At 50.8% G+C, this 16733-nt stretch carries 12 protein-coding genes; 9 read left to right on the top strand and 3 right to left on the bottom strand.

Annotated features, from left to right (window positions below; genetic code table 11):
- Nucleotides 1-511 precede the first annotated feature (511 nt).
- The 6 genes from ACFVTB_RS04705 to ACFVTB_RS04680 all read left to right on the top strand — a co-directional run bounded on the left by ACFVTB_RS04705 (nt 512) and on the right by ACFVTB_RS04680 (nt 8373).
- A complete protein-coding gene (locus ACFVTB_RS04705; protein ID WP_387745897.1) occupies nt 512-2353 on the top strand; it encodes a cache domain-containing sensor histidine kinase in 1842 nt (613 codons plus the stop codon).
- Nucleotides 2343-3389, top strand: coding sequence for a response regulator (locus ACFVTB_RS04700; RefSeq protein ID WP_387745895.1), 1047 nt, complete (start codon nt 2343-2345; stop codon nt 3387-3389). Before ACFVTB_RS04705 ends, ACFVTB_RS04700 begins: the two co-directional genes overlap by 11 nt.
- A gap of 120 nt (nt 3390-3509) precedes the next feature.
- Entirely contained in the window at nt 3510-5168 is a 1659-nt protein-coding gene (locus ACFVTB_RS04695) for a type 2 periplasmic-binding domain-containing protein (RefSeq protein WP_387745893.1), read from the top strand.
- A gap of 28 nt (nt 5169-5196) precedes the next feature.
- Nucleotides 5197-6099, top strand: coding sequence for an ABC transporter permease (locus ACFVTB_RS04690; protein WP_387745892.1), 903 nt, complete (start codon nt 5197-5199; stop codon nt 6097-6099).
- Between the two features lie 15 nt (nt 6100-6114).
- Entirely contained in the window at nt 6115-7002 is an 888-nt protein-coding gene (locus ACFVTB_RS04685) for a carbohydrate ABC transporter permease (protein WP_387745890.1), read from the top strand.
- Between the two features lie 6 nt (nt 7003-7008).
- Entirely contained in the window at nt 7009-8373 is a 1365-nt protein-coding gene (locus tag ACFVTB_RS04680; RefSeq protein ID WP_387745888.1) for an MGH1-like glycoside hydrolase domain-containing protein, read from the top strand.
- Nucleotides 8374-8423: 50 nt separating this feature from the next.
- Here the strand turns inward: ACFVTB_RS04680 and ACFVTB_RS04675 are convergent, their stop codons facing one another.
- The 3 genes from ACFVTB_RS04675 to ACFVTB_RS04665 all read right to left on the bottom strand — a co-directional run bounded on the left by ACFVTB_RS04675 (nt 8424) and on the right by ACFVTB_RS04665 (nt 13434).
- Nucleotides 8424-11549 carry a hybrid sensor histidine kinase/response regulator gene (locus ACFVTB_RS04675; protein ID WP_387745886.1) on the bottom strand — a complete coding sequence of 1042 codons (3126 nt, stop codon included), beginning with the start codon at nt 11547-11549 and terminating at the stop codon, nt 8424-8426.
- Between the two features lie 87 nt (nt 11550-11636).
- Nucleotides 11637-12605 carry a sensor domain-containing diguanylate cyclase gene (locus ACFVTB_RS04670; protein WP_387745885.1) on the bottom strand — a complete coding sequence of 323 codons (969 nt, stop codon included), beginning with the start codon at nt 12603-12605 and terminating at the stop codon, nt 11637-11639.
- Between the two features lie 22 nt (nt 12606-12627).
- Nucleotides 12628-13434: an alpha/beta fold hydrolase gene (locus ACFVTB_RS04665; protein ID WP_387745883.1), complete on the bottom strand. Its 807-nt coding sequence runs from the start codon at nt 13432-13434 to the stop codon at nt 12628-12630.
- A 236-nt stretch (nt 13435-13670) separates the two neighbouring features.
- Between ACFVTB_RS04665 and ACFVTB_RS04660 the strand changes: the two genes are divergently transcribed.
- The 3 genes from ACFVTB_RS04660 (at nt 13671) to ACFVTB_RS04650 (ending at nt 16692) form a co-directional block, all read left to right on the top strand.
- A complete protein-coding gene (locus tag ACFVTB_RS04660; protein ID WP_387745881.1) occupies nt 13671-13991 on the top strand; it encodes an antibiotic biosynthesis monooxygenase in 321 nt (106 codons plus the stop codon).
- Between the two features lie 124 nt (nt 13992-14115).
- Nucleotides 14116-15876, top strand: coding sequence for a glycerophosphodiester phosphodiesterase family protein (locus ACFVTB_RS04655; protein ID WP_387745879.1), 1761 nt, complete (start codon nt 14116-14118; stop codon nt 15874-15876).
- 12 nt (nt 15877-15888) lie between these two features.
- Nucleotides 15889-16692 (top strand): IucA/IucC family C-terminal-domain containing protein, encoded by an 804-nt coding sequence (locus ACFVTB_RS04650; protein ID WP_387745877.1) that lies wholly within the window; start codon nt 15889-15891, stop codon nt 16690-16692.
- Nucleotides 16693-16733 lie beyond the last annotated feature (41 nt).

The following is a 16733-nucleotide window of genomic DNA, read 5'->3' as shown; positions in this document are numbered from 1 at the left end:
GGGACAAGAATGTAATCGTTTCCAAAAAACACGTCTGAAATCCGAAAAGCAACAAAACCAATATTTGTGAAATATTGGTTTATACCCATCATGCAGAAACATGACTCCACTCATGCAGTTTTGTAATCAGACGTAGCTTAAGCATAAGGCAGTTCCAATTTCTACTAAAGATGCGTTACTACGATTATTGTGTGTAATTTTATTGTTTGTTTTACCGAATAGTGGGAAAGCGAGGTTGGGATGTGGAATCAGGCTTTAATAGTGATCGGAAGAACCCTCTGACCAGCAGCGCTTCCCCTCACTTCAAGTCAAGCACTGATTTCGGTTTGGAGCCCGGTAATCGCTTATCCAGTACCTGCCATGTCTATTTCATCGAAAATATGTCAATATCATTATCGAATTGACGTCTTGCTGCGCCAAATTCATTTCGCTGCTCTTGTAATTCTTTATAATGAAAGCACAACCGAAATGAAAGCGGTTTTTCGCACAGACAGACGGGGGGAGAAAAGACGTGGCTTCGTTCAGATGGGCGTCAAGAAAAAGGGCATCGCTGCGAAAAAAAATTATTTTGCTGATGATGGCAGCATTCATTCCTTTACCTTTATTAGGGCAGTTTTGGTATGACAAGTCGTCCAAAGCGATTAAGGAAAATGCCATCGACTCCAGTTATCAGCTCGTTAATCAGGTGAACGATCATCTGGATACGTATTTCAAAGAAGTGCAACGTCTGCTGTATCCGGTGCTGGTGAACGAATTGACGCTGGAGTTTTTAACCGGCTCGATGACCGACTCCTACGAACGGTACCGGTTATCAGATCAGGTGGAAAAGAAGCTGCTAAAGCCGCTATTAACGAATCGCGAAGATATTCTAGGCTTGTCTATCGTCAATGCGAAAGGAACAGCGGTGTCAACGTACAGTTATTTGTCGGCGGAAAGACGCTTCGCTTTATATAACGAGAAGATCAAAGAGAACGGCAAATTCGTCATCATGGGCTTGGAGCAGGAGGCGGAGGATCGGACGTTTCTGTCCATGGCCTTCAAATTCAGCGGCTTAAATGGCGGGGACGCGGATAACGGCATGCTGATCGTCGATTTGAAGCTGACCAGCATAATCAGCATTACGCAAAATGTTCGCATCGGCAAAACCGGCTTCATCTGGATCGCCGACGCCGAACAAAAGACGGCGTACCACCCCAACGGTTACGGGGCCGAGACGCGTATACCGGAGCAGTACCGCGCAGCGATGGGCGAGCAGCGAAGAGGCACGTTCACCGTCCCTTCCGGCGAAGGCGACAAGTTGGTCGTTTTTTTTCGCTCTAACGGCACGGGACTGACCTTGTTTTCGGAGGTGCTGTTTTCGGAGCTAAACCAGTCGCTGTTGAAAATGAACGGCATCTCGACGGTTTTGCTGCTCTTATTCTTTTTCGTCATTATGCTGATAGCCAGCGCCATTATGTACTCGCTCAGCAATTCGGTATTGAAGCTGCTCAGGCTAATGAAGCGGGCGGAGCTGGGCGAGCTGACCGTTCGCGCGCCGGAGAACAAAAATGATGAGATCGGCAGTCTATATCGCGGCTTTAATAACATGGTGGAAGAGCTGAATCGGCTGGTTGAAATCGTGCATGTCTCGGAATTGCGCGAGAAGCAGCTGGAAGTGAAGCAGAAGGAAGCAGTGCTGCATGCGATGCAGGCGCAAATTAATCCACATTTTCTATACAATACGCTGGAGTTTATTAATTCGAGCGCGATCGTGGAGGGCAACGACAAGATTAGCCGCATGATCGTATCGCTTGGCGATATGTTTCGGTATAACGTGCAAAATCCGAACGACATTGTGACGTTGTGGGATGAAACTCATCATATCGAAGCCTATTTGGCCATTCAATCGGAACGGTTCGAATCGCTTGATTACTCCATTGGCATTCGGGAGAGATGGGCCAGAGGCGTGCTGTCCGTCCGCTCGATGCTGCAGCCAATCGTCGAGAATAGCTTCAAGCATGGGTTCCAAAAGCATAAAATGGCCCCGAACTATATTCGCATCTCCGAAATGGAAGTAAGCGCAGGCTGTCTGTTGTCGGTGGAGGACGGAGGCAAGGGGATGCCGGCCGACGTGCAGCAGCGCTACAACGATCTGTTTGATTTGCCTATCGATCAATTGCTGGAGCACAAGTGGCCGAAGGATGAACGATCGATCGGTCTTATTAATGTGCATACGAGAATCCGCATGCAGTTCGGCGAGCCGTATGGACTGTTCATTGCTACGTCGGGTGAAGACGGGACCTGCATTGACATCTTGCTGCCATTGGAGCAGAAACCGAAAGAAAGCGGGGGCGGGGAAAACGATGATGTATAAAATATTGCTGGTTGACGACGAGGCGATGAGTAAAAAAAGCCTCGTTAAAATATTGACTTCAGCCAATTCGAGTTACTTGATTGTGGGAGAAGCATCGGATGGAGCGGAAGCGCTGCGGCTTGCAGAGAAAGAGCAGCCGCACTTGATTATAACCGATATAAGCATGCCTGTTATGGACGGCTTGGAGCTCATTCACCAGCTGCGCAGCAGCGGCAGCCGTGTAGACATTGTTATTTTGTCCGGGTATGGCGAATTTGAATACGCGCAGCAGGCGCTGCGGTATGGCGTCGCCGACTATATTTTGAAACCGATGCGGCAGGAGCAGGTTACCCAGGTTGTCGAGCAGAGGTACGAACGATTCGTGAAATCGAATCATCGCGTGGAGACGAAAAACCGACTAATCGCGCCGGTAAGCGCCGCAGCCGAGCGGATTGGTAGCGAGCTGTGGATTGCGAATGAAGCCGGGCTCGGCAAGGAGGCGGAGTCGCTTCGTCATCTGCTTGAAGAATCGGAGCTGTCAGACGAGGAAAGGGTATCGCTGCTTCGCGACGCCGCCTCCTTAATCGGCAGTAAATTAAAGCCGCAGCACGATACGGCAGCGTGGTCCTACCCTTACGATTCCAAAAGCTTTGAGGAGGCCGCGGCTTCATTCGCTTCATGGCTGGAGGACACCTTGAAGGACATTCTGGAGAAACGCAACTGGGGCAAGCGCAGTGTCATTCAGCAGGCGATCGATTACATTCAAGAGCACTTCTCGGACAGCGAGCTGAGCCTAGAGAAGGTGTTGTCTCCGCTTGGCATATCGCCAACCCATTTTTACCACATGCTTATGGAAGAGACCGGCATGTCCTATATTGCCTATTTAACGCATGTCCGAATGGAGCATGCAAAGGAGCTGCTGGAGCATAGCGAATTGAAGACGTACGAGGTGGGACAACGCTGCGGCTATCCCGATTATCCGCATTTCACGAAGCGGTTCAAGCGTCAAATCGGACTAACCCCAACGGAATACCGTAAAAATATGCAACAAAAATGAAACCGCTAACATGAAAGATGAAAACGACATGCGGGTGACGAAAAAGCCATTCTCGCCAGCTTCCCGCTAGACTACAATCAATTTTGCAAGTACATCATAGTACACTAGGGGGATTCCATAATGAAACGGAAAACGGCTTTACTGATGACGTTCGTTCTTAGCGCTACGCTCGTATTGTCGGCTTGCGGCAAGGACGAAGGAACCAATGCCGGCAATTCGGGTGAGACGCCGGTACAGAAAGAAGCCAATGAATTCGGTTGGCAGCCGCCTGTCAAACCGACCAAAATCCATTTCTATCAAGCCGAACAAGGCAACCCGAATAAAATCGACAAAAAACAAGCAGCTTTTCACGACTACTTGCTGGAAAACTTTAATGTCGATGTGAAACGCTCCACGCTGGACGTTGATCCGAGAGAAAAGCTCAATTTGATGCTCGTATCGAGCGACTACCCAGGCGTAATTGCGGGACTGGACGATTCGCAAATGTCGCAATGGAAAGCGCAGAAGAAAATTATCGATCTGGCGCCGCTGATTGATCAATACGGTCCGAACATTAAGAAAGCGCTCGGCGCTCGCTACGAATCTTATTTGGACGAGGACGGCAAGCTATGGGGCCTTCCGCGCGGCTGGGGCTTACTGCCGATTCCGGACTTTACGGCTCATATCCGTTGGGATTGGTATCAGGAGCTTGGAGCGCCGAAGATCGAGACTCCGGATGATTACTACAACGTCATGAAGCAAATGGTTGCGAAGCATCCGACGAACGAGAAGGGCGAAAAAACGTATGCGCTCTCCTGGAACGCCGACGTTAGAGTGAACAGCGCTCTTGGCTTCTGGGGATTGAAGGATGGGTTTAAGGAAGACGCCAACAAGAACCTGACTCACTGGCTGAACACAGAAGAGGGCAAGCAAGGCGTACTTTACTACAACAAGTTTTTCCTGGAAGGCCTGATGGACCCGGACGCTTTCATCAACAAATTTGATGATTGGAAAATCAAGTTCTCCAACGAAAGAATTGCCGGCCACATCGGCCCATGGTGGCAATCCTTGAACGCTGGTCATGAGGTTTGGCGTACAACCGATCCAAACTACACGGAAGACAAGCGTTATGTACAAATCGCGTTTAAAGCGCCGGAAGCGGAGCAAGCATACTTGTCCGCGAAAAATACGCACGGCTGGAACTACACGGTATTGACGGATAAGGCGGAATCGCCGGAAGACATTATCAAGTTCCTCGACTTTACGATGACGCCGCTCGGCACTCGCTTGATGGGCTGGGGCATCCCGAACATTGAAGATTCCTACTGGAATTACAATACCGACGGAACGTGGTCGTTCAACGAAACGCAAAAAGCAGCGCTTCTCGCCGGCGATCTCGATTATGAGCGCACGGAAACCGCCAACGGCAGCAACATCTTCTGGCTGGCTTATCCGCAAGGCCTGATGAGCGACGACAATAAGAGCACGGCTTGGTACGACCAGAACTTTAACAATGAAGACAAGTGGAAAAAGATGATGAACGAAAATGTAGCTGATACGATCTATGACAACACAGAGCGTCGTATTGTGTTCTCGCCTGAAAATCCGTTGACGATTAAAAATCAGCAAATCGAAGACTTGATCAAATCGGGCTTCCCGAAAGTCGTTATGTCCAAATCGGAAGCGGAAGCGATTAAAAACTTTGAAGAACTGCGCGATAAAGCGAACAAACTCGGACTTGCTGATATTGAGGCATTCCGTACAGAGTCGTATAAGAATAATCTCGCCAAACTGAAGTAACGAGTTACGGGAGGAGAGAAACCGTACTATGAACCTGCTTAAAACATTTAATAGAGAGAGACAACTATGGCTGATCTGTCTGCCGATCATACTTTGGGTGCTCGTATTCGCGTATTTCCCGATGTACGGTTTGATCATCGCCTTTCAAAACTACAGTCCCGGAGATTCCATGTTCGGGAATTGGGTGGGTCTAGATAACTTCATCCGGTTTTTCCAAGAGCCGGATTTCCTGCTCATTATGCGTAATACCATTGTCATCAGCATGCTGAATCTATTGATCGGCTTTCCTGCTCCTATCATACTGGCGCTGCTGCTGAACGAAGTGAAAAACACGTTTTTCAAGAAGACGGTTCAGACGCTGTCTTACATTCCTTATTTTATTTCCTGGGTTGTGGTTGCCAGCATCGCCTTTACGCTGCTTGGCAACGACGGTATCGTTAATGATCTGCTGCTTCGCTTAGGGTTTATCGACAAACCGATTGTCATTCTCGGGGAGGGCAAATACTTTTGGACTGTTCTGACGTCAGCGAACCTTTGGAAGGAAATCGGCTTCAGCTCGATTATTTACATGTCCGCCATCGCGGGCATCGACCGCGAACAATATGAAGCGGGCACGGTAGACGGATTGGGCCGATTCGGCGCTGCTTGGCACATCACGCTGCCTAATATTCGCTCGACCATTGTTCTGCTGTTTATTCTCGCTTTAGGCGGCATTCTGAACGCCGGCTTCGAACAGCAATTGCTGCTCGGCAGCCCGACGACCCGCGATTACCATGAGGTTATCGATACGTATGTCTATCGTTTCGGCGTACAGCTCGGCAACTACTCATACGGTACGGCTGTCGGCTTGATGAAGAGCTTAATCGGCGTAACGCTAGTTATTATTGCCAATAAGCTGTCCAAACGTTATATGCAAACCGCGATATTCTAGAGAGGAGCAACAAGGATGAACGTACGTTCGACCATCCCCCAGCGGCTATTCGACATTGCGAACGGCGTAGTCTTGCTGCTGTTTGGCGCCGTTATGATTTATCCCTTCTTGAACCTGCTGGCGCTGTCACTTAATGACGGCGCCGATGCGGCAAGAGGCGGCATCTATATTTTTCCGAGAGAGTTCTCGCTTGACGCGTATAAATTGCTGATGCAAAACAGCCAAATGCTGGAGGGCTTCGGCTGGTCGGTGCTGCGGGTTATCGTCGGCACATCGACTGCCTTATTCGTTACCGGACTGCTTGCGTATGTAGTCAGCATTCGACTTTTTTCCGGACGGAAGTTTATGCGCATTCTATTTCTTGTCACGATGTATTTCAACGGCGGTCTGATTCCGATCTACCTGCTGATGGTTAATCTGAAACTGATTGACTCGTTCCATGTGTATTGGATACCGTCTCTTATAAGCGCGTACTATATGCTGCTGATGTCTTCTTACATTCAGGAGCTGCCGGAGGCGCTGTTCGAATCGGCCCGGATCGACGGGGCGAGCGAAATGAAAATCTATATGCGACTCGTCATCCCGATGGCGATACCGGTATTCGCCGCTATCTTCATTTACTCGGCGGTCAGCCATTGGAATGCTTGGTTCGACGTAGTACTTTACAACTCCAGCGGGAATTACGATACGCTGCAAGTTTATTTGCGCCGGTTGCTGCTTGAGGTGGAAGCGTCGCAGCAAATTATGGACCAGCAGCTTTTGTATCAAAAATTCAACAGCCTGTCTCCACTTACTTTGCGGGCGGCAACGACAATTGTCGTGACGGTTCCAATCTTGCTCGTATATCCGTTTTTGCAAAAGTACTTTATCGGCGGCCTGACGATCGGCTCCGTGAAAGGGTAGTGAATTATGAAGACAGAACGATCCGCTATTTCGTTTCAATCCAACGACGAATTTTTGAATGCGGGCTTCGCCTGGGCGAAAGAGCAGGCGCTGTTCTATGCGCATGACGGCGAAGATGCCGTCGGCCTGTGGTATGAGGCGGCTCTTCCGAGTCGCGAAGCTTTCTGTATGCGCGACATCTCGCATCAAAGCCTGGGCGCAGCAGCGCTTGGATTGCAGGCGCACACGCGCAACATGATGCAGAAGTTTGCGGAAAACATTAGCGAGAGCAAAGATTACTGCACTTACTGGGAAATCGACAAGGACGACCAGCCGGCCCCGGTTGACTACGAGAGCGACGAAGATTTCTGGTACAATCTGCCGGCCAACTTCGACGTTATCGAAGCGTGCTGGCGGCAATATTTGTGGACGGGTGACCGCTTCTATCTGGAGCATCCGGCGATGCGCCGCTTTTATGATCTGTCCGTTACCGCTTATGTGGAACGTTGGGACAAAGACGGCGACGGCATCCCGGAATACTATCCGGAATACGGTCGGCGCGGACTGGCCTCTTACAACGAGGTAGGCGAATTTCCCCGGATCGGTGCCGATCTGATCGCGATCATGATCGCGGGCTACAAAGCTTATGCGGAAATGATGAGACTGGAAGGCAAGGAGGACGAGCATGCGGCATATGCCGCAAAAGCGGATGATCTGCAAAAACTGCTCAATGAGCGCTGGTGGGATGAAGCGAACAACAGCTTCTACGTGGCGCTTGGACATGACGGACAGTTCCTGAATTCGGAAGCAGGGGAAGGGCAGTTCCTTCCGCTGTACTACGAAGCGATTACAGACTCGGCAAAGCGGGAAAGCGCTTTGATCGAGGCAATCGCGAAGGGCGTCTCCAACGTCGAGGGCATGTCTTATTTGCCGGAGATGTATTATCGCGCTGGTTATGACGAGCAGGCGCTCATCAGCCTGAAAGCTTTGATGGAGCCAGAGCTTGAGCGGCGCGAATACCCGGAAGTATCCTACTCGGCCATCGGAGCCATCGTCTCCGGATTGATGGGCATTTCTGCCGACGGAGTATCGGGCATTGCTACAGCTTCCGGTTTGGCCGGCGGCGTCGGTCAAGCCGAGCTGACCGGTCTGCCGGTTATCGGCAGGACGATCGGCGTCAAGCATGAGGATCATCGTTCTACAGCGCTGACGCTCATGAGCGGAGAGACGATCGTGTGGAAAGTGAAGTTCCCGGCAGAAGCTGCAGGCAGCTTGAAGCATAACGGCGCCTCTATCGAAGCCGGTTGGGAGCAGGACGGACTAGGCCGCGGATATCGGACGGCTGAAATCACAGTCGGTCTGGGCGAAACGCATATTGTATCCGTTGATTAATAAAGAAACAAAAGACCGGAGTGCCGTTAGACGCTCCGGTCTTTTGTATGTTAACGTTGATCCGGTATGCGGAACGAAACGGTCGTTCCTTCGTTTGGCTTGCTGACAATCGACAAGCCTTGACCATACAACTGATTTAAGCGGCGGTTCGTATTGGACAGCCCGACTCCGCGGCTTCCCTTTGGCGAAAGCGTCAGCAGCAGTTGTGCCGTTTCCTCATCCATGCCAACGCCGTTGTCTTGCACCTCAACCAGCGTATAATGATCCCTGCGTGCAATCCGCAAGCGAAGCTTGCCTCCCGTCCTGCGGCGGAAGAGGCCGTGCTTGACGGCATTTTCAACGAGCGGCTGAATGGAGAGCGGAGGCAGCTGTAAGCTGATTCCAGGCTCAACCTCCCACTCGACGATCAGCCGTTCCTCAAAGCGTTCCTTCTCGATGTACAGATACGACTCGACAAGTTCAAGCTCATGCGACAGGTCGACCAATTCGCCCGTATTGAGGAAATTGAAGCTGATGCGCAAGTACGATACGAACGCTTCGCCAAGCGAACGCATTTTATTCGTATCGAAATCGCTAAGCGCAATCAGCGAGTTTAATGTATTAAATAAGAAATGAGGATGAATCTGGGCCTGCAGATAGGCGGCCTCCATGCGCAAACTTTCATTAATAGATTGCTTAAGCATAATCAAGGCGCGAATGCGATACTTCAGCTCTATCGCGTCGACGGGTTTGGTCACGTAATCGTTGGCGCCTGCTAGAAACCCCGTATACACATCGGCGGGCTGGCTTCGGGCGGTCAAGAGCAAAATCGGAAGATCGGAGACAGAATAGCGTTCCCGTACCTTTCGGGTCAACTCATAGCCCGACATTTGCGGCATCATGACGTCGGCGATCAGCAGGTCCCAGGCCCGTACGTCCAGCAGCTCCAATGCTTCGCTGGCGGATCCAGCCATCGTCACTTGAAACGACTCCGTAGACAGGATTCCCGCTAGTACATTCAGGTTAACAGGATCGTCGTCTACAGCTAAAATAAAGATTGGCCCGCCGCTCAAAGGCGGCAGCTCGATCGCAGCGGAATCCGACGCTCCGATATTGCCAGCGGGCGCAAAACGGTAAAGGCTGTTGTCCCCCTCCTCAAAGCCAGCGGCGATTTCTTCCTGGAAAGAAACCGGATGTGGCGCCGTTCCATCCGGACTAGCCTCGCTCGCAAGCGGCAGGTCGAACTGGAACACCGAACCTTTTCCGGGCTTGGACTGTACCATAATCGTTCCCCCATGCAGCTCGATCAGTTGCTTGCAAATGCTGAGTCCCAGCCCAATTCCTCTGCCGTCGTTTTGTCCATGCAGGCCTTGCTCATAAGGAAGAAAAATGCGGGCTTGCGTCTCTTCGTCCATGCCGATGCCTGTATCGGATACTTGGATGACGGCACGACCGTTTCGCGTTTCGGCAGAGATGCGAATGTCGCCTTCCTCGGTAAATTTCAGAGCATTGTGCAGCAGGTTATGGATGACCTGCACGAGCCTTTTTTCATCGGCTAGAACGAGAGGCAGCGCAGCCGGAATTTCCGAGTGAAGTTGAATCGGCCTGCCTTGGGTCATATATTCAAGCATGCCGATGACGCCGGGCACAACCGCTTGAATAAGAAGCGGTTCCTGCTGCAAGACGACACGATGCTCTTTCAATCGGGCGACGTCGAGCAAATCGCCAAGCATGAACGACATACGGCGGCTGACGGTGATGAGCAGCTCCATATCCCTGACGCTGCCTTTGTCCAGCTTTTCCCGTTCCTTGTCTACAACGGTTTGAGCAATATTCATAATGCCATGCAGCGGCGTCCGCAGCTCATGAGACGTATTGGCGAGAAACTGGTCCTTGAGCTTGTCGGTCTCGCGGAGCTGCTCGTTGAGCTTGGCATTTTCCAGCGAGTTGCGGAAATATTTTTTAAACCAGTAGGCCGAAAAGCCGATGATCGTAATGGTGAGATCGATCGGATAATAGATGGTCGTGACGTCATATTTCGACTCGATGACGCTCCATACTAGATTCGAAATTATGCCTGCAGCGGTCAGCAGCAGGAAGATAATGTCTTTGTCTCTCTGTTGGCGGAAAATCATGGTGCCAACCGTATAAAGGAGCCACACGAACGTGAACGAATAGGCGATCAGAAAAATACGCAGGTCGACCATAAGATGGAGCCAAGAAATCGGTCCTGCAGCTATTATGACGGATAGAACCGAAAGCACAGCCGTAAAGGCGCGAAGCACTTTATTTGGCGAGGTTCCTTGCGCGAACTTCCGGAATAGAACAAGTATGAGCAAGTTTTGCCAAAGGAGCGCGATGATTCTAATTTTGGCCGCCCATTCGTAATTAATCGGAAACCATAATAGAAAGACGTTGTCATGGCCGATCAGAACGGCTACCCCGACAAGCAGCGTCAGGAGGGCCATTATGAGCAGCCCGCGTTCTCGGCGATTGAAACGATAAAGAATGAAAGCATATAAGCCGTGAAGCAGCAATATGACGAATGTGATCATCTGAAAGCCGATGGAGTACCAGCGCACGAAGTCGACAGAGGATTGGGCTCCGAAACGGATAGGGCGGATGATGCCCCCGTTGAGCGGCTGATCGTAATTGGCAACGCGGATGAGCAGCTCTAGTTCGGTCGTTCCCGGGACGGTATAGGAAGCCGTATAGGAAATATTGCGAGGCTCGTAGTCCTCGCGTTTGTCGGCCGGCCGCCCGTTGACTGCGACGAGCTTTCCGTTGAGCTCCGTCTCCGCCGATGCCTGTATGTTTTGAACCCAGAAACTGACGGGCTCCTCCAGCGGATCGACCAGAATGCGCAGGCGATAGGTTCCGTAACCGTAGGCGTTATGCCCGTCGTGATGCTGTGCGGCTGTCCAACTGCCGGGAACTTGGACGAGAACTGGTTGGTCGGAATCTTTGCGAATATCTTCAAGCGTTGCTAGTTTTCCTGGATAAAACTGCCATTCACCATTAAGAAAAAGTGAAGGGGAGTTGTTCAAGTCGAACCCACGCAGATCAAGTACGCCGTCCTGGACAGGCTGCGGAGGGTCCAGCGTATAAAACTGGGTGGACCAGAACCATCGCAAGCCTATAAGAATGCCGATAAATAAAAGGAATGCGGTAAAGCGCCTTAAAGCGATTCGGCTCATTTCGCACCTCGTGCGAATACGTTCGATTTCATCGTAAATCTCCCTCTCATGGACTGAACCCGCGCCCGGCAAATATCGTTCTTTCCGTTATTCGGAATAGGTTACCTGGTTTCTTCCTCCGCTCTTGGAGGCATAGAGAGCGGAATCGGCTTTATTCAGCAGCGTCAACTCGCTGTCTTCGGAAACGGCCGACGCCGCCCCGATGCTGATGGTGACGCGGAATGTTTCCCATGACGCGGCTTCGGCTGCTGAGCGGTAGATTTCGGCTCTCGACATCGCCCGCTCCTTACCGCCTTCATTGATCAGCACGACAAACTCTTCGCCTCCGAAGCGGGCGACGATATCATTTTCTTCCGACAAGGACTGGAGCAATCTAGCCATTCCGGATAGAACGAGGTCGCCAACAGGATGGCCGTATGTATCATTCACCTTCTTGAAATGATCGATATCGAGAATGAGCAGGGAGAAAGGCGTGCCTTCCTCCCAATAGGCGGCCAATCGAGCCGACAGGCTGTCCTGGAAATACCTTCGATTCCGAAGGCCGGTCAGCGGATCGGTTGTCGCCAGCAGCTCGAGTTTTTCATTCAGTTCCTCAAGCTTTCGCTGTTTAACCGCATATTCTTCGTTCAACAGCTCCAGTTTTTGATTAGCTTCCCGAGTCGCTTGATATAGCTCCTCCAGCTTCACCTTCGTTTGCAGCACATCCTTCTCATGCTCGATCCGTTTACGCATCGGGAGGGCGACGCAATCGATGGCAACCTCGCCATCGCGCTGCCGCCGCGCGCCGTTAAGCAGTACAGGAACATCCAGGCCGTCAGCGGTTCGGAAGGACACATACATTTCGTTGACCTCTCCGTACAGCTGAATATAAGGAAAGAAGTAGGTGTGCATAAAAAGCTTGTTGGCGATCGACATGACCGAGTCTATATGCCGCCCCAGCAGCGCGAGGCGCTCCATGGTGAGCATACTGAGAAAGGTTTGGTTGGCCGATCGAAAGATGCCCGTGTCTGATAATGAGAAATAACCGCACGGGGCCGTATCCAATAGATGATCCATAACCGGTCGTTCCCTTCAAGTATTATGCGCTAGCCAGATACTGCTGAATAAACCGGATCGTTTCCTCCGGATGGCTTAAATGAGGGTAGTGGCCCTGTGACTCCATGATCTGGAGCATGCTGTTTTTCAAGTGGGCATGCAGATAATGGCCGACTTCAACCGGCGCGATGCTGTCGCCCAAGCATTGAAGAATAAGCGTTGGAACCGCCGACGAAGCAAGACTGGCCCGATAATCGGACAGGAAGGTGACTTCTGCGAACTGTCTGGCGATATGCGGGTCGGTAGAACAGAAGCTGCGCTCCAACTCCTCGGACAGCTCTCGCCGATCGTTATTCTGCATAACGATCGGCGCCAGATAGCTGGCCCAGCCGATAAAGTTGAGCTGCATCATTTGCAGCAATTCGTCAATATCGCCGCGGTTGAAGCCTCCGTAATAGTCGGGAAGATCGTTCACATAACATGGTGATGGACCAAGCATAACTATACGCTGAAAGTATTTCGTCTCTCGAATGGAAGCGAGCATGCCGATCATGCCGCTTACCGAGTGGCCAACGAAAATAATATCTCGTAAATCGAGCGCTTCCATAATATCGATGACGTCTTGCGCATAGCCCTGCAGGTCGCTATATTTGACGGAATCATAATGCTCGATTTGTGAATTGCCGGAGCCCACATAATCGAACACGACGACTCGATAGTTGTCCTCGAAGGCGGGAACAATGTATCGCCACATGTCTTGGTTGCAGCCGAAGCCGTGAGCAAACACGATCGTTTGGCTGCCGCTGCCGGACACGGTAACGTTATTGCGTGCTAGAATGTCAATTGCCATAAGAATCCCCCTCTAGATATAGACTTTATAAGGTAAGGTTTAGCATTCTCTTTGTCTTATTATATCGGATAAAAATAGATTATGGAAAAGTAAACCTGCCAAATTGTCGAAAAGTCGGTAAAAGTGAAGGGGAGAATAATCCATGCCGTCGGCCGGGAAAATCCATTCCGATTTCAGGCCATTTCTTTTATACTGGCTCCATCCTATGGAAACGGGTAAAAAGGAGCGATTCCAATATGTTGGTTCAAACGAGAACGATAACTGTACAAAAAGGATATGCGGATAAAGTGATTGAGCGGTTTAGCGAGAGAGGGCCGATCGACGGCATGCCAGGCCTTCTCGATGTTAGCGTCATGATTAATAAGCGCAGTAAGGAGCAAGAAGAAGTTGTCGCGATGATCCGATGGGAGTCGGAGGAAGCGTGGAAAAATTGGGAGAAGAGTCCAGATCATATGCAAGGGCATCGCAATAAAAAAGATCAATCTCAGCCCGAGTATGTGATAGACACAACCGTTAACATGTATGAGGTGAAAACGGTTCGCAAGGGTGGACAGTAAAACGTACGATCAAGAGTCGGCTTCCAGCAGCGCGGCTCTTTTTCATTCTTGTCTTCATGCTGCCGGCATTGCACGGTATAATAGAAGTATCATTTATACCGGACATAGATAGGATGAACGACATATGTTGAAGCTGCTGACCCGGAGCATTCGCGATTTCCGCGCTTCCTTTCAGAAACTGCTCGTCTTCGAATACTTGTATATGCTTCTGACCAGTGTGATCGTCGTACCGAGCATTACTTATATATTCAACCGGATCTTGACGGTTATCGGATCGGGCTCTTTGCTGAACAGCGAGGTGTACCGTCTGGGGCTCAGCTATGAGGGCGCCATCGGTCTTGTGCTGATCGGCCTCGTTGCCTCTTTCGCTTTGTTTATCGAATTATGCGTATTGGTCACGATGATTCAACAGCGTTACTTTGGCAAGCAAATTGCCATAACGGACGCGCTGCTGACGACGCTGCGACGAACGCCGCGGCTATTTGGATTTGGTATCGTCCAATTGCTAGCGATGCTGCTGCTGCTCATTCCGTTTATCGATTCGCCTTTATCCGAGTCGTTTTACGCGCTGTTCAACTTTCCGATTTTTATCAACAACTGGGTGCTTGATGCTTCCTTTACAATGACTTTCGTATACGCAGTGCTTGTTGTTGCTATCCTTTACACGGTGATGCGCTGGATATTCGTGCTTCATTTCATTGTATTGGAGGGCAAATCGATCGCGGAAGCGATACGCGCCAGCATTGCCCTGACTCGCGGCAAAAAGCTGAAGCTGTTTATTACTTTGTTTTTTATCAATGCCGCTGTTGTTGCTGCTGGCGTTGTAGTGATCGCGGCTCTCTCGTATTTACCGGCTTGGTTGAATATCAATGTGCTCAAGGCGTTTACGAACCATTATTCGCTGACGCTCTCGACGATTTTGACATATATGCTCGCGCTGCTCATTTTGCCGATTAATCTTATTTTCTTGACTCGCTTGTACTATTTCCTAGGCCGCGATAATCATGATCGATTGACCGTGTATCGGAGCCGGTTAGGCCGCTTGGAGCAGCGTATTACCGTTTACTTGACCCATTGGAAGCGAAAACGGTTTATGATTGTGGGTGCGGTTGCTTTTTATTTGGGAATTGCCTTATTCGTCGGCTTCAAAGCGAGCGACAGTCTCGTCTACGCCAAATGGACCGTCACTATTTCGGCTCATCGCGGCGATGCCGAGAGCGCGCCGGAAAATTCGCTGCCATCGATAACGGCGGCTGCCGAGAAGGGCATTCAATCGGTAGAGCTGGATGTTCAGCTGACGAAGGATGGTGTGGCGGTGCTGCACCACGATTTTAATTTGAAGCGTATGGCGGGTACAGCGGCTCGCGTGTCCGAGTTGAATTATTCGGAGTTAAGCAAGCTTCCTATCGGCGAGAATGAGCATTTAGAACCGGTGTACATTCCTACGCTTGCTGAAGCGCTAGTCGAAGCGCAAGGGCGGACCAAGCTGCTGCTCGATTTGAAGCCATATGGTCCGAGCGAAGAGCTGGTTAAGGAAGTCGTCGCTCAGGTGAAGGGCTTGGGCATGGAGCAAGAGGTATATATTCAATCTTTCGACAGCGCTACACTACGGCAGATACGCGATTTGGCGCCGGAGATTAAGATCGGTCAAATTTTGTTTTTTGCCTTCGGCGATTTGACGACGCTTGACGTCGATTTCTATACAGTGGAGACAATGATGCTGACCGACCAACTGGTGGAGAGAGCGCATACCGCCGGGCGCGAGATTTGGGTATGGACGGTTAACAGCAAGCGGAATATGAAAGAAGTACTCAAATTCCAAGTGGACGGCATCATTACGGATTACCCAGCGATAGCGCAGTCGATGGTCGAATTGAACTTGTAAGGAGGCAGGACGATGCAGGAAGCGTCGACGGGCTGCGTCTTGGAGCCGATTGAACTTGAGATGTTGAAAACCTACTGCCGGCTGACAACGGAGCCATCGCCGGATCGAACCTATTCGTTGGCCGCAGCCGATTTGCTGGATGGGGAGAAATGCCGGGAGTATGGCAACAAAATCATTTTAAATTTTGCGACAGCGAACAGGACCGTATCCTTTTCTCTGTTTGCCAAACGCTATGCGTTCATGATGGTCGCAACGGGCTTGAGCGCGATGTCGCTCTTTAATAAAGCGATGGATTATTCCATTGCCAATTGCCATATCGAATCGTTTCGAAACGAGCAAACCTGGCTTCTCAAGCTAAGGCTGAATGAGAGGAAGGCTTCACGGCCTGTCTCGGGCAAGCGCGGTGAATGGCGGGACGAAGTCATACGATCCCTGTTTGCCGGCAATATCGCTATGGCGTGGCGGAGTATTGCGGAGACTGAGCCGATCTCGAAGGCGGTCTTATGGGAAAATGCGGCTATCTACGTGTACTGGCTTTACGAGAAAAATATGGCTGCCGAACAAGACGAGCAGCGCCGGGAACGTATGCATGAGGACTTTCAATACTTGCTTCACGATGCGCCAGGTTCGCTTTTTGGCGAGAAGGCTAATCCATTGGCGAAATACAACAGCCCGAAAATCGTTGTGCCGAAGCTGGAGGCGCCGATTCGGGTGCGCAAAACCTGCTGCTATTACTATATGACCTCGGATGAAACCGACGACTATTGCAATACCTGTCCAAAGGCGCAGCGTCAGCGGGTCCGACAGGGTGAGTGAACGCTAAAAGACCGATAGCATATTGCCGGCGAAAATGTACC

It is taken from the genome of Paenibacillus sp. NPDC058071 (assembly GCF_042885235.1).
GTDB lineage: Bacteria > Bacillota > Bacilli > Paenibacillales > Paenibacillaceae > Pristimantibacillus.
The sequence above is the reverse complement of the archived record's forward strand: the minus strand, read 5'-3'. Positions and strand labels throughout refer to the sequence as shown.